Origin of the sequence: Paenimyroides baculatum, from assembly GCF_008629655.1 — a bacterium.
In the GTDB taxonomy this organism is placed as follows: Bacteria; Bacteroidota; Bacteroidia; order Flavobacteriales; family Flavobacteriaceae; genus Flavobacterium; species Flavobacterium baculatum.
Window position 1 is genome coordinate 381,888 of sequence record NZ_VWSG01000002.1, and the last position, 13,511, is coordinate 395,398.

Below are 13,511 nucleotides of genomic sequence, written 5' to 3' on the forward strand. Positions count from 1 at the left end.
ACTACGAATCAAAAAAAGTAAATTTTTGGAAAAAATTTCTTCATTTTATTTCAAATGATATAGTTAATGAGAAAATTGATTTTGGTTTTGACAATAGAAAAATTATATATCCATTACAAATTAACATATACTTGAATTTCTAATCTATTGGAAATGAACAATAATACAAAGGATTTTTCATCCGAGATATTTGAAATATTGAAGATTGAAAATTTAAGATCACAAAGTATATCTATAAAAGATATGCCCGGAAATGCAACAATCAATAAACTAAAAAAAGAATTTCAACTTTCTTTCAATGGAATTTTTAAATATCCAGCTAAGGGTAAATTGGAAATAGATATGAGTGGAGTAAAATATAAAATTGGTTCATCAGATTTTCGCTACCCTACTAGCTGGCATAGAAAATTCGATAATATTGAGTGGAATCATACATTCGATATCGATTCAATTGAACGAGGAAACCTTAAGAAATGTACAAGTTTTAGAATGTTTTTCTTTGATACTTCTAAGAGAAGCTATTTATTTCACTATAAATTAGAATCTCCTAAATACGATGGAGTGATTCCTTGGGCATTTAATTGTGTACGTATTATATTAAATGGTAATAGATACGACATTGTGCAATACAAAAAGGATGGCGCATCATACATTGTCATAGAAAACCATGATCCGGTAAGTTATAAAGATTTTAAAAAAGATTCATACGCTATTCAGAAAGGTATTGGTTATCTTATAGGATACATGCCTGGGGGTGAACATTATATTTTTTCGGGATCGGATTTTGAATATCAGAGATTAGCTAGAGGGGCCTTAAAATCGATCTATTATCCTGTTACAAAAGATCCGTACTCTTTTGTTGACTTACATGATGATAAAGAAACAATAAATATTTACAAAGATAAACTTAGCGTCATACCTCTTTCCGTTATCTCTAAATTTGTACAGGAAATCAAAGATAATGAAGACTTTTCTGTAACCATATTGTATTTGATGGAAGTATTACATTTAAAATCTTTAGTATCAATGCCAGGTGCATTTTCAGTAGTATTAGAATCGTTAGCCAACATAATTATTAATCCTTCAAGAATAAAAACAAAGCTGATTTCTGATAACGAACTTGCTGATGAAATTATCGAGGAACTTAATTTGGTTATTGATAAATATTCTTCTCAGTTGGATAATGAAAGTATAATAAAACTAAAGAGGAAACTCAACGCAGTAAACAGCCCTATTAACCCAAGAAGAATTACAAATGCGATGAAATTGCGTGAACCTTTTGACCAACTTGGGATAAAACTGTCTCTAAATGATGAACACGCAATTGAATACCGTAATTATTTACTTCACGGTAATATTTTAATGAACGATGGAAATGTAAGAAGCAGTAATGAGATAGATGACCATATGATGTATATTAGTGCTAAACTTTATACTTTAATAAGCAAGCTGCTTCTTAAATACTGTGGTTTTAGCGGATACGTTGTAAATCATGCAAAATTTCACGCTTCAGAGAAAAGTCCGAAGGAACTCAACCATTTTGAGAAAGTATAAATACAATTTTTATTTAGCCAAATATACATTGATATGACAGAAATTTATCAAAACTTATTTGTCGGAAGTTTAATTGATTATGAGCAAAATCAATTTAATGAAGATTTTTATTTTGTGCAAGCTTGTAAAGAACCTTGCCATAGAAAAGCCTTAGGTTACAGTGGGAGATCTGCTGATGAAAATCACCCCGAGTATTTAATTGCTTACAGGGAAAGACGAATTATTTTAAATATGATTGATCCACCAACTTCAAAATATTTTGAAAATGTACTTTTTGAGAAATCTTTAAATTTTATAGATGAACATCTTAAAAGCGGTAAAAAAGTATTGATACATTGTAATCAAGGATTTTCGAGATCCCCAAGTATTGTACTACTTTATTTAGCGACTATAAAAAAGATAGATAGCAGTTCTTTTGAAAATGCAGAAAGCGATTTTTTAAAACTATATCCAAACTATAAGCCTAGCGGAATAAAAGAGTTTTTAATTTTGAATTGGAAACATTATTGTGGTTGATTACGTTAATTTAAGAAGCATTAAACACGACATTTTACGACGTGTTGTAATATTATATTTGGAATAACTTAAAATATTTAACCACGATCATGTATATTTTTCAAACAGAATTTTACAAATACAGCCCCGCTTACTTTGATGAAATTTCTATTTTAGAAAATGAAGTATTAAACAATTCTTATTTAATTAAAACTAAAGAACTATTAAAGGATACAAACTACTACGGACAGCTTGTTTTAGGTTTTTACAGAAACAATTGGTATCCGTTAATTTTGCCTTTGAATGTAAAAGATGAAAAAGAATTGATAAAATTTGTAGAAATTGTAGGCAAGTATTACCAATCTAAAGCATTGGTGATTTCTGATATATTTAAACATCTATCAATTGAAGATGAATTGGAAAGATTAGATAATGAACAAACTATTCAACTCAATATTTTTTTAGAAACTTTTAAAAAGATCTCTTAGTTAACCATTTATTATTCATTTAAACCTCTTTTAAAATTGAGATATGCTTTAGACGATAACGGTGCTAAAATAGAACCTTCTCACTCAGGACAGAAGGCAAAGTGTATATTGTGTAAAGGAACTGTTATTGGGAAATGTGGTGAAATATATGTTTGGCATTGGCAACATCAAAATGACAGAGTATGTGATCCGTGGAAAGAACATGAAACAGAATGGCATCGCAATTGGAAGGCAAAATTTCCAATTGACTGGCAAGAAGTTATAATTGAAAATTATTATGAAAAACACATTGCTGATATCAAAACGGCTGATGGAACTGTAATTGAATTTCAGAACTCTTCCATTTCAAATGATACAATCAGAGTACGAGAAAATTTTTATAGGGATATGATCTGGGTTGTTAATGCAATAACATTTAAAGATAACTTTAAAAAATTAAGTTTGGTACAACTATCATTAAAAACTATTGAGCGTGAATATTATAAAGAGTTAAAATATTTAGAAGACTCTTATAAAGCAGATTTAAAGAGAATTACGGAAATAAATAAGAAAAGTGAACAAGAAATAAGTAGAAAAATTGGAATTATTAAAATTAAAACTAATTCTGTTGACAAGCTGCAAGAAATTTTAAAAGATCATGAGAATTTTACTAATGAAGTAATTAAAAAATGGAGTGAAGAAGGTGTTTATTGGGGAGATGAGACATATGATGTAGCAAACAAAATAAACCCAGAAAGCAAAAGACAACTTGTAAGTATTCCTGAGAAGAAAAAAGAATTACACGACGAAATCAAATCACTTGAAATTGGTTTGCAAAAGATCAATAACCTTGATGATTTTGAAATTGAAGGTCAATTATTTAAAATTCTTCCTTATTCTAATTTACCTGCTGAGAGTTTTCCTAGGGCTAGAGCAATTTTGAAGAAAAGCAGAACCTCATTATTTCAAGAAATAGTTAGTTTTAAAACAGAGTCTGAATTTAAAAGTTACAAATATCGTCAAGATCAATTTGATTTTGCAGTTGATCCTACTAATGGAATTAGCAACTATCATAAAAAGATAGAAGGTGTAAAAATATCAATACATAATTTAGATATGCAGTTACAAGGGTTAAAAAATTCCATTGCAGAAAATCTTGTGATACATTTAAAAAGTAAAATTCAAGACTTAGAATCTCAGATACACTCTCTTAATGTTGAATTGGATGATTTGATTGAAGAAAAAGTTGGAAAGCAGCAAACAAGACAATTTATTTTGACTTAGGACAGTCATATCTTTATGAGCTTATAAATGATGATTTATTAAAAAGGATTGATAAAAGGGCTTTTATTGAACGATATCTTTAATTCTATATTTTATTATTTGAATTGGAATTTTAAAAAGCAGAGCTATATTATGAAAACTCTTGATTGGAAAATATACGAAAGTGTTATCAAGTATATCTATGAAACTTTAGGTAAAGAATATGGAGTTACAATTGTTGGTTATGGCTCAAACTTCAAAGTAACTGGAAGTTCAGGTGTTAAACATCAGATAGACGTGTTAACTTCGCAAACAAATGGAATTCATATAACACGAACTGCTGTAGAATGTAAGTGTCTGAATAAAAAAATTACTAAAGATGTTGTGTTTAAATTATCAGGGATTATAAATGATGCTGAAATTGAAAAGGGAATAATAGTTTCAAGATGTGGCTTTACGCGAGATGCAGTAGCTCAAGCGAAAGCATGCAATATAGGACTGGTAGAATTACGAGAGATTGAAGATAAAGATTTTGCTGAGAATCCCAAACAAATTGAAATAGCAGATTTGGATATTCATGTAGGTATTTTAAGGAAGCGAGCGGAAATTATAAAGATTGATATTGGCGAGAACCGAACAATAGAAATTAAAGATGAAATCGATTATTTAGATTATTATGATTTCTATATAATAAATGAAGAAGGAAGTTCTTTACCATTTATAAAGTACCTAAATGATTTTCGAATAGAAGTAAGCCTGCAAAATAGAATGTATGAAATAATTACAAAGAAGCATGATACTTTTAACAGTACTTTATTAAACAGAAGAACAAAAGAATCTTTTAAGATTGATGAAATAATTTTTACAGGAAGATTAACTGAAAAAGATTTAAGTAAAAGTTTAAAGCTTACTCTAGTTGATGAAGTTTGGCTAATCATGAAATCAATCTTTGATGAGAGAACATTTAGTTTTTCTGAAAATGGAGTAATAAAAGAGAATATGAAATAAAAACGGAAGATGTAAAAATCATCCCGTACATACTAAAGCCATGTTCCTACTCGTTCAAATAGTTAATGGGTAAAAAGGGAATATAAAATTGATTAATGATATGAAATTAAAATTTTTGTACTGTATTTTAAGTTTAATATTTATAATAATTGGATGCAATAGAAAAGAACCCTATTCTACAATTGAGATAAAAAAAACAGCACAAAATAAACCAAATAAAACTAACACGGAACGAATCAAATTTATTTCTAAATACAATTTTGAGCAATTTCCCTCAAACACTATTGAAAATAAAAATTCTAAAATAAAACTGAATACGAACCAAAATGATTTTTCAATAAGATATAAAACAATGATAAATCAAACATATGAAAAAGAGCCAATTAATTTTGCAGGAAAATATGTTTTAAATTATTGGGGTTGTGGTTCACCTTGTCAAGTTGGAATAGCAATAAATGCAGAAAATGGAAGATTGATTGAAATTCCGTCTGCAAATGTGGGTTACAAATTTCAAAAAAATAGTCGTTTACTAGTTATAAATCCTCCAGATAGTTTAGATTATTATATTCAAGATTGTTCTTATTGTAAGCCTGAATTCTATTTATTGGATACTCTTAAATACAAATTTGTAAAATTAGAGGAATAAAAAACTTGCTTACGAAAAATATCGCTTGGGATAAAAACCAGCTTCATTTTAACTAGCTAAAATCAACCCGTGCAAACTACCATGCTTCGGCAAGCTCAGCAACCATGCTTCGACACTTCGGCGGGCTCAGTGACCACGGGCTCAGCAACCATGCTTCGATGAACTCAGCAACCGCCGCCCTACTATTTGTTTCAATGGGAAATGGGAACAGTTCGACAGGCTCACTGACCAGGGAAATGGGGAAAAGTTATTATATTCGTGAATTAAAAAGTTAGCAGTAATTCTATAAAACACTATTTGTAAAATGAAATATATTTTTCAAGTCATATTTATTTCATTGCTATATGGCTGTAAACAGTATCAACAATCAAAAGAAAATGAAGTTTTTTTTGCTGGACCAAATGAAAGTGGTTTCGGAGCAACTTTTTTCACTTTATATGATGACAATTCATATAAATTTTGTGACGGTGATTTTTTTAATCCAAATTGTTATTCCGGAATATACGAAATTAATGGAGACACATTAATTTTGGAAAATCTAAAAGTGAATGACCATGTAAAAAATAATAGATTTATTATTTATCGAATGAGTGAGCAAGATAGCAATTATTGGAAAAATAAATATCCAAAATCCAATGACTGGAAGTATTCAAGAGAAAGTGATTCATTGAGAGGATTTCAAGGTGATGTTTATGAACTTGACAAAAATAATGTTCCAATAACAAAGGTTAATTATTACTATGTAATTAGGCTTGATAAATTAACGAAATAAAAAAAATCAGCTAACGAGAGTTTGCATAAAGCGAGCTGAAGTTCTTGGATTGAGCATTTCTCCCAAAGACAGGACAAGTCATTTAAGTTCAAAAGCAGTAATTCTATTGAACTTTTGTGCTCCCCCTTTCGGCAAGCTATGAAACGTTATAAAGCATTATGAATAACGTGACACTAAAAGAATTAATCAAAAAATATCCATCTGAAATACTGTTTGATGAAATTGTTGATTTCGGGAGTTTCGACGAAAGATTACCAATTGTAGATTGTATTGTAGCAAATACTATTGGAGTTACTGAAAGATCTATTGAATTTATTCCTGATAATAATCCACCATCAAAAGATGAAATACTTTGTTGGATTTGGGCTTTTAGACCAGACTTGTCAATAGAAATTCTTGAAATAACTGAAAATGAAAATATGAAATTTGCATTAAGTTATTATTTAAATGATACAATGGATAAATTTTGGGATTATATTAGTTAAGCTATGAGTGAAAATTATATACAGTATCTTGGCGGATACAGTAAAGAGAATATTGATTTTTCTGATATTGAAAAAGCAATATTAGAAATTCAAGAAACTGATGATGAACACAGTGTATTTTGGGTTTCCGTTATTACAGATGATGAAAATGTAATTGAAACAGACAAATTTTTAAATTTAGCAATTGTGTTTGATGGAAATGAAATTAGCTACGAAGCGAAAGATTGGTCAGAAGTAAAAGAATTCTATAAATTACTTTTAGAAGAAAACTTTGAAGCTATAAAACAGAAAATTAAATAACGCCTGCTTAGATGAAGTCTTTAAAACACTATTTTACAATTATCTTGCTGAAAAATGATGCCTCTTATCTCTGTTAATCTATCAAATAAATATCATCAAACATTATCTATATTTGACCAATTAAAACTAACCCATGCAAACAACCGCCCTCCTACTCCTTTGCATCCTTCTAATTGCTATTGTTGTGATTCGACATCAATCCGCAAAGAAAAAATATGAGCATCCAGACTATCTTCAGCATCTTGAAACAATAAAAATATTTATTGAAGAAGTAAACAGTTTAAACGATTATGTTACCTGGGTAGCGCGAGACGGTATAAAAACCAGATATGCATTGGCAGGGCGCTACTTTAAAAACAAAACCGACTACTACAAAAAAGAGCCTATAGTAAAGGAGTTTAATGCTATTTACGGAGATTGGGATGAATACATAAAACACTACAACCAAGACTATGTATCAGCCCAAAAAGAAAAACTGGAAGGTTATTTTAACAATATTGAGGGCAAGATACTGGACGATCAGCAACGGACGGCGATTATTACAGACGAATATTCGAACCTGATCATAGCCGGAGCGGGATCAGGCAAAACACTCACCATTTTGGGTAAAGTGCAGTATTTGATCGAACAGAAAAAGATCGATCCGAACGAGATCCTATTACTGTCGTTCACCAAAAAAACCGTAGAGGAGCTGAACCACCGACTGCAAAAGATAAACCTTAATACCAAAGCCACCACCTTTCACAAGCTGGGATACGACCTTATTAAAGCGTATTATGAAGCCGTACCCGTTGTTACCAATGAAAATACGCTGAGCAGTGTGGTTACAACGTATTTACAGGAAGATTTGTTTAACGATACCGATGCCCTGCAAGCCTACATACAGTATGTTGCCTGCTATATGAACATTCCGGAAGATTACGACCACTACGGGTCATTGGGAGAAAAGACAGATACCGAAAAAGGCATTGACTTTGTGACCCTGAAGGAGAAATGCGAGCCTTTGAATATGGTAACGAACGCCATACACGACACGCTGAAGGGCGAACGGGTAAAGAGTGTGGAAGAACTGATGATTGCCAACTACCTGTATTTGAACGGGATTGACTATGAGTATGAAAAAGCGTATCCGTATGGAACGGAGGTGTACCGCCCCGATTTTTACCTGACGGAATACAACCTTTACTTAGAGCATTTACGCCCAGGCTTTATTTTACAGCTTGGAAGTCGTGACTCGAGCTAAGCGATTGAACGAAGTTAATCTTCGATTTCGGATGAAAAGAAGGATCAAAATGCGGCATACACTGTCTGTTACATCAGATTCAGCTGTATTTTAGGACTTAAAAAGTCAGCTCACCACTTACTACGTTGCTACTATTAATCGCGCCCTTATTATAATTATCTTGCGCCAAAAACCTTTTCACGGTGATTAATACCCCAGTCTTTCATAGCATAAATTATTGGTGTTAATGTATCTGCGTAAGGCTCTCTCGTATATAGGATCTTAACCGGATAATCATCAATAACTGTTCTTTTTATAAGTTGATGTTGTTCCAATTCTTTTAATTCTTTAGCCAAGACTTTAGGCGTGATACCCGGAATGCTATCCTGTATATCGGTGAATCTATCATTTCCTACCCCTATAGATACTAGTATAGGAAACTTCCACTTCCCGCTCATTACATCTAAAAAATCACGTACCGGTTTTATCGTGTCAATGCAATTGCTGTAACCTCTTTTAACTGCCATAATATTAATTAAATAAAAAATACACTTTCCTTGAGGAAAGAACTATACAAAGTAAAGCAATTTAATCGGAAATTTGTATCAAGATAAAAAATCGTTTTAATTATGGATAGAAATATGACGGAAGACATTATACATAGCAATTATACATTTAAAGAGGTGTTACGATTAAGAAAATCCTGCCGTGGATTTTTGGATACACCTGTAAAAGAAAATATCATTACTTCCGTATTGGATGATGCAAAGTATTCACCCTCCAACTGCAACACTCAGCCCTGGGAAACGCACATCATTTCAGGAAATAAGTTAAGAGAATTGTCAGAAGCTTTGGTAAGAGAAAACAAAGCAGGAAGATTTTCTCCTGATTTTACTTTTGACGTAGATGATTATCATGGCCAATACAAAGAGCGGCATTTTAACCTTGGTCAGACCATGTATGAAGCGTTTGATGTCAAACGTGAAGATAAAGAGGGACGAAAAGAAATTTCAGACATGAATTATACATTTTTCAATGCGCCACATATTGCAATACCATTTATGCCGTCGTTTGGTGATAATGTACGTGTAGGTGGTGATATTGGAATGTATGGACAGACCTTTTTGTTATCGCTTACCGCTCATGGTCTTGCAGGCATCCCGCAGACAGCACTCGGCTTTTTCGCAGGAACTATAAGGGAAATCTTAAATGTGCCTGAAGAGTTTAAAATGTTGTTTGGAATTTCATTTGGCTACGCCGATCCCAATTCACCAGGCAATTCATTTAAGTTAGGAAGAGATCCGATTTCCAGCAATGTCACTTTTCATAAATAATAGGCAAGTACTAATGGAAAATGTCAAAAATAGAAAAATGATCATCGGTCTGACTTCAGGCAATGGTTACGGCTTTCAACCGGGCGCATGGCGCACGCCGGGCGTTGATCCGACAAGCTACACAAGTTATGACGCCCGCGTTAGGCACGCACAAGCGGCAGAGCGTGGGAAGTTTCAATTCATATTCCTGCCGGATGGTCCTTTCACTGATGATTCCACTCTTCTCGAAACTGAAGCGCCGAACTTCAATCTCGATGTAATGATGACCTTGGCCGCCGTGGCAAGGGAAACGAAAAGGATTGGCTTGGTCGCTACAGGTTCAACCACGTTCAATGCGCCATATACATTGGCGAAACAGTTCAAGGCACTCGATATCATGAGCCACGGCAGAGCGGGCTGGAATGCCATTACTTCCACCAGTAATGATGTGGCTGCGATCTACGGACAAACCATTCCTTCAAGCAGAGACCGTTATGGTCGTGCTCATGAAGTGGTTCAATTGGTTCAGGCATTTTGGGGAAGCTGGGGAAAAGATGCATGGGTACACGATCAAGAAAGCGGTCAGTTTGCGAAGCACGATGAGATTTCGACCATCAGCCTAAAAGGGAAATATGTAAATGCCAGAGGTACGCTATACATTCCGCCATCTGAACAGGGACAGCCAATCATTTTTCATGCGGGCGCGAGTCCGAACGCTCATGAGTTGGCGGGAAGGTTTGCAAATGTGGTGATCGGAGCTGCGTTCACAATTGAAGACAGCATACAGCAGCGCAAGGCATTTCGTGAATCAGCGAAGAAGTATGGACGTGATCCTGATGAGATCAAGTTTATCGCAGGAATGATGACCACCATCGTTAAAGACCGTCGCACAGCGCTAGACCGAAGGTTGCAGCTCATGGGACACCTTCTCCCACAACGTGTAGCGTATCTTCAGCAGATGCTGGGTATCAGACTGGATGGTAACGATCTAAATGAACCGCTCTCCCAAGAACAATTGCAGGCGGCGCGTCCATCGCCTTATGATCCCCGGTCTGCCAACGCCCTTAAAATTGCGAAGGAAGGCTGGAGTCTGAAGGACATTATTGCACATGGAATTATTGATTATCACCCCTCGATCGTGGGACCGGGTGTTGAGGCTGCAGATCATATGCAGGCTTGGTTTGAGGCCGGAGCCTGCGATGGTTTTTGGATCTCGCCCGATATACTGGATGACGGAGTTGATGCTTTCGTGGATGAAGTAGTTCCGATTTTACAGGAACGTGGACTTTTCCACAAAGACTATGAAGGCACAACATTAAGAGAGCATATCGGTGCCCCTGAACAATATGGAATTGACCCACGGGTTTCAAATATAAAATTATTAATTATAAAATTTAAGAATATGAAAATAGGAATTGTTGGAACAGGAGCCATAGGAAGTCTTTTGGCTCAGAAACTATCTAAAGCAGGACACAGTGTGAAAGTGACCAATACACGGGCAATGCCTGAACTGGAAAAAATTGCAGCCGATCTGGGCGCAAAAGCCGCAACACTACAGGATGTGGTAAAAGATGTTGATGCCATCATCTTTTCTATGCCTTTCAATGCGTATAAAGATCTGCCAAAGGACTTACTAAAAGAGGTGCCTCAGGATGTGGTGGTGATGGATACCTCAAATTATTATCCGTTCAGAGATGGCGACATTGCAGAGTTGGAGGAGATCACGGAAAGCGAATATATTTCAGGCATATTAGACCGACCGCTTATTAAAGTGTTCAACAATATTCTGGAAGGAACCTTAAAACATAAGGGCACAGCAGCCGGGACAGAAGGGAGAATAGCCATTTCTACAGCAGGCGATAATGAGGAACATAAGAAGATTGTTGCTCAAATAGTTGATATCACAGGTTTTGACACCGTTGATGGTGGAAACTTGTCTGAATCCTGGAGACAACAGCCGGGAACTCCGGCCTATTGTACAGAACTGGATGAAGCAGAATTAAAAAAGGCATTGGACAGCGCTGAAAAAGGAAAAGCTCCTGCCATCAGAGATTCTATCATGAATAGTCTGATGAGTAAGGATACCTGGCCTTCATACGAAGAAATTTTAGCAGGAAACCGTGTACATCAAAAAGGAAAAGGTAAATAGTTTCTACGTATCACAAACACAAATTTTAAAATAACTTAAATGGAAAATAATTCAAATCCTACAGTTCTTGTTCTAGGAGCCAGCGGAACAATCGGTAAGCAGGTAGTAAAAGACCTGAAAGATAAAGATGTCAACGTACGGATAACTTCGCGAAAACAGGAAGAAGTGGACAAGCTTCGCAGCGAAGGTCAAGACTGCAGGTTTCTTGACCTTGATGATCCCACTACTTTTGCGTTAGCTCTTGCCGGTGTAGACCGCGTATTTTTGCTGACCGGCTACACCGTTGGTATGCTTACGCAGAGTAAAACGTTAGTTGATGCTGCTAAAAAAGCCGGTGTCAGACATATTGTTCACGTTGGTGTATTTGCTGAATGGGATACTACGGATGCTCACTTTGCGTGGCATCAGATGATTGAAAAATATATTGAAGCGAGCGGTATTGCGTGGACACACCTTCATCCTAATATGTTTATGGAAGCCTTAACTGGCGCTTATATTCCGAAAAACTTGACTTATACCACCTATTGGAAAGACCGCAGGGTTGGATATATTGCTGGAGGTGATATTGCTGCAGTGGCCGCACAGGTGCTTGTAGATGGTCCTGAACGCCATGCAGGGAAAGATTATTGGCTGAGTGTGGAAAGCCGTAATGGCCAGGAGATCGCCCAGCTGATGAGCAAAGTCACGGGACTTGAAATCAAATGTGAAGAAAAGGGACTTGAAGAATTTAAGGAACTGATCGGAAACTGGATAGCAGGCGGTGCCGACAAATGGTACGCGAGCGCTAATATCGAATTTGTCAAGCAAATGCTGGATGGCAGAATGTCTTATATGTCTATGGTTCAAAATGATATTCCATATATCCTCGGCAGGCCTGCAAAAACTTTGGAAGAGTTTTTAACTGAAAACAAAGATCTATTGGCAGCCTCTGCCAATGAAAAAAAATAGGAAAATTTTATTCACAGGCATAAAATCTGTCTGTGATTATTGTTGATTGCTCCGAGGAATCTCGGAGCTTTTGTATAGAAACATATCCTGTCCTTATAGATTAATATAGACGATTTGACTGTAAAATCCTGTATGTAAAATTCTCAAAATATTCTATTATTTTTACAAGAATGGATTATGATTTTAAAAAATCCAGGCTAAAGGGAATAAAATACCAAAGTAACATGAATTGCTTTGGTTTTTTTAATTATAAATTCGGACTTATACTGCTATATAAATGATTCTAAATCAAGCTAGGAATGTAAGATTCATCATACTGTTTTTATGATAAAAATAATTACTTAGTTTGTATATTTAAAAATGGTAAAATTTTATTACCTATTTCATCAACGTGAATTTCAAATGCAAGATCTGGGCAATGGAAACAATTTAGAAATAAATGTAAGAATTACAGCAGATAATAAAGCACTACTAAATTTAGGTTGGCACGATGAAACCAGTAATTATACTGCATACATAATTCTGTATTCCTTGAAGTCATTTAATTTCAACGTTAGATCATCAAAAATAAAAAATAACGGCAACGGTTATACAATTGATGAGGTTTTAATTGAAAATACATTGTCAACCAAACAAGATGGTTATTATAGAATTACGATTGAGTAGACAAACTATTTTATATTGTTCATCAAGCCGTGCAAACTACGATGCTTCGAGACTTCGACGGGCTCACTAACCGTAAACTCAGCAACCGCGGGCTCAGCAACCACCGCCCTCCTACTCGTTTCAATGGGAAATAGGGAATGGGGAAATAGGGAATGGGGAAATGGGGAAAAGTTATTATATTAGTTGATGACTAAATTGTGCGACATTATAGCCAATGCCGTTA

At 34.7% G+C, this 13,511-nt stretch carries 15 protein-coding genes; 14 read left to right on the plus strand and 1 reads right to left on the minus strand.

Annotated features, from left to right (window positions below; genetic code table 11):
- Nucleotides 1–153: 153 nt before the first annotated feature.
- The 10 genes from F0460_RS04310 (at nucleotide 154) to F0460_RS04355 (ending at nucleotide 8,233) form a co-directional block, all read left to right on the plus strand.
- Nucleotides 154–1,554 (plus strand): hypothetical protein, encoded by a 1,401-nt coding sequence (locus tag F0460_RS04310; RefSeq protein WP_150010599.1) that lies wholly within the window; start codon nucleotides 154–156, stop codon nucleotides 1,552–1,554.
- 33 nt (nucleotides 1,555–1,587) lie between these two features.
- Nucleotides 1,588–2,070: a dual specificity protein phosphatase family protein gene (locus F0460_RS04315; protein ID WP_150010601.1), complete on the plus strand. Its 483-nt coding sequence runs from the start codon at nucleotides 1,588–1,590 to the stop codon at nucleotides 2,068–2,070.
- Nucleotides 2,071–2,159: 89 nt separating this feature from the next.
- Nucleotides 2,160–2,537 carry a hypothetical protein gene (locus F0460_RS04320; RefSeq protein WP_150010603.1) on the plus strand — a complete coding sequence of 126 codons (378 nt, stop codon included), beginning with the start codon at nucleotides 2,160–2,162 and terminating at the stop codon, nucleotides 2,535–2,537.
- Nucleotides 2,538–2,573: 36 nt separating this feature from the next.
- Complete coding sequence (locus tag F0460_RS04325; protein ID WP_190304089.1) at nucleotides 2,574–3,800, plus strand: competence protein CoiA; 1,227 nt, start codon at nucleotides 2,574–2,576, stop codon at nucleotides 3,798–3,800.
- A gap of 132 nt (nucleotides 3,801–3,932) precedes the next feature.
- Nucleotides 3,933–4,787 (plus strand): restriction endonuclease, encoded by an 855-nt coding sequence (locus F0460_RS04330; protein WP_150010607.1) that lies wholly within the window; start codon nucleotides 3,933–3,935, stop codon nucleotides 4,785–4,787.
- Nucleotides 4,788–4,887: 100 nt separating this feature from the next.
- Nucleotides 4,888–5,433, plus strand: coding sequence for a hypothetical protein (locus tag F0460_RS04335; RefSeq protein WP_150010609.1), 546 nt, complete (start codon nucleotides 4,888–4,890; stop codon nucleotides 5,431–5,433).
- A 304-nt stretch (nucleotides 5,434–5,737) separates the two neighbouring features.
- Nucleotides 5,738–6,205: a hypothetical protein gene (locus F0460_RS04340; RefSeq protein WP_150010611.1), complete on the plus strand. Its 468-nt coding sequence runs from the start codon at nucleotides 5,738–5,740 to the stop codon at nucleotides 6,203–6,205.
- Between the two features lie 158 nt (nucleotides 6,206–6,363).
- On the plus strand, nucleotides 6,364–6,690 hold the full coding sequence (locus F0460_RS04345; protein WP_150010613.1) for a hypothetical protein: 327 nt from the start codon (nucleotides 6,364–6,366) through the stop codon (nucleotides 6,688–6,690).
- Nucleotides 6,691–6,693: 3 nt separating this feature from the next.
- Entirely contained in the window at nucleotides 6,694–6,990 is a 297-nt protein-coding gene (locus F0460_RS04350) for a hypothetical protein (RefSeq protein WP_150010615.1), read from the plus strand.
- A gap of 133 nt (nucleotides 6,991–7,123) precedes the next feature.
- Complete coding sequence (locus F0460_RS04355) at nucleotides 7,124–8,233, plus strand: UvrD-helicase domain-containing protein (protein WP_150010617.1); 1,110 nt, start codon at nucleotides 7,124–7,126, stop codon at nucleotides 8,231–8,233.
- Nucleotides 8,234–8,388: 155 nt separating this feature from the next.
- Here the strand turns inward: F0460_RS04355 and F0460_RS04360 are convergent, their stop codons facing one another.
- A complete protein-coding gene (locus F0460_RS04360; RefSeq protein WP_150010619.1) occupies nucleotides 8,389–8,739 on the minus strand; it encodes a winged helix-turn-helix transcriptional regulator in 351 nt (116 codons plus the stop codon).
- 102 nt (nucleotides 8,740–8,841) lie between these two features.
- Between F0460_RS04360 and F0460_RS04365 the strand changes: the two genes are divergently transcribed.
- From F0460_RS04365 to F0460_RS04380, 4 genes are all read left to right on the plus strand, one after another.
- Nucleotides 8,842–9,546: a nitroreductase gene (locus F0460_RS04365; RefSeq protein ID WP_190304090.1), complete on the plus strand. Its 705-nt coding sequence runs from the start codon at nucleotides 8,842–8,844 to the stop codon at nucleotides 9,544–9,546.
- A gap of 13 nt (nucleotides 9,547–9,559) precedes the next feature.
- A complete protein-coding gene (locus F0460_RS16285; RefSeq protein ID WP_150010621.1) occupies nucleotides 9,560–11,674 on the plus strand; it encodes an NtaA/DmoA family FMN-dependent monooxygenase in 2,115 nt (704 codons plus the stop codon).
- Between the two features lie 39 nt (nucleotides 11,675–11,713).
- Complete coding sequence (locus F0460_RS04375) at nucleotides 11,714–12,622, plus strand: NmrA family NAD(P)-binding protein (protein ID WP_150010623.1); 909 nt, start codon at nucleotides 11,714–11,716, stop codon at nucleotides 12,620–12,622.
- A 360-nt stretch (nucleotides 12,623–12,982) separates the two neighbouring features.
- Nucleotides 12,983–13,288 carry a hypothetical protein gene (locus F0460_RS04380; protein WP_150010625.1) on the plus strand — a complete coding sequence of 102 codons (306 nt, stop codon included), beginning with the start codon at nucleotides 12,983–12,985 and terminating at the stop codon, nucleotides 13,286–13,288.
- The last annotated feature ends 223 nt before the right edge of the window (nucleotides 13,289–13,511 follow it).

Excerpts from the sequence above, each read along its gene's own strand:
- F0460_RS04310 (WP_150010599.1), top strand. The coding sequence starts at position 154 with ATGAACAATAATACAAAGGATTTTTCATCCGAGATATTTGAAATATTG.
- F0460_RS04315 (WP_150010601.1), top strand. The coding sequence starts at position 1,588 with ATGACAGAAATTTATCAAAACTTATTTGTCGGAAGTTTAATTGATTAT.
- F0460_RS04320 (WP_150010603.1), top strand. The coding sequence starts at position 2,160 with ATGTATATTTTTCAAACAGAATTTTACAAATACAGCCCCGCTTACTTT.
- F0460_RS04330 (WP_150010607.1), top strand. The coding sequence starts at position 3,933 with ATGAAAACTCTTGATTGGAAAATATACGAAAGTGTTATCAAGTATATC.
- F0460_RS04335 (WP_150010609.1), top strand. The coding sequence starts at position 4,888 with ATGAAATTAAAATTTTTGTACTGTATTTTAAGTTTAATATTTATAATA.
- F0460_RS04340 (WP_150010611.1), top strand. The coding sequence starts at position 5,738 with ATGAAATATATTTTTCAAGTCATATTTATTTCATTGCTATATGGCTGT.
- F0460_RS04345 (WP_150010613.1), top strand. The coding sequence starts at position 6,364 with ATGAATAACGTGACACTAAAAGAATTAATCAAAAAATATCCATCTGAA.
- F0460_RS04350 (WP_150010615.1), top strand. The coding sequence starts at position 6,694 with ATGAGTGAAAATTATATACAGTATCTTGGCGGATACAGTAAAGAGAAT.
- F0460_RS04355 (WP_150010617.1), top strand. The coding sequence starts at position 7,124 with ATGCAAACAACCGCCCTCCTACTCCTTTGCATCCTTCTAATTGCTATT.
- F0460_RS04360 (WP_150010619.1), bottom strand. The coding sequence starts at position 8,739 with ATGGCAGTTAAAAGAGGTTACAGCAATTGCATTGACACGATAAAACCG.
- F0460_RS04365 (WP_190304090.1), top strand. The coding sequence starts at position 8,842 with ATGGATAGAAATATGACGGAAGACATTATACATAGCAATTATACATTT.
- F0460_RS16285 (WP_150010621.1), top strand. The coding sequence starts at position 9,560 with ATGGAAAATGTCAAAAATAGAAAAATGATCATCGGTCTGACTTCAGGC.
- F0460_RS04375 (WP_150010623.1), top strand. The coding sequence starts at position 11,714 with ATGGAAAATAATTCAAATCCTACAGTTCTTGTTCTAGGAGCCAGCGGA.
- F0460_RS04380 (WP_150010625.1), top strand. The coding sequence starts at position 12,983 with ATGGTAAAATTTTATTACCTATTTCATCAACGTGAATTTCAAATGCAA.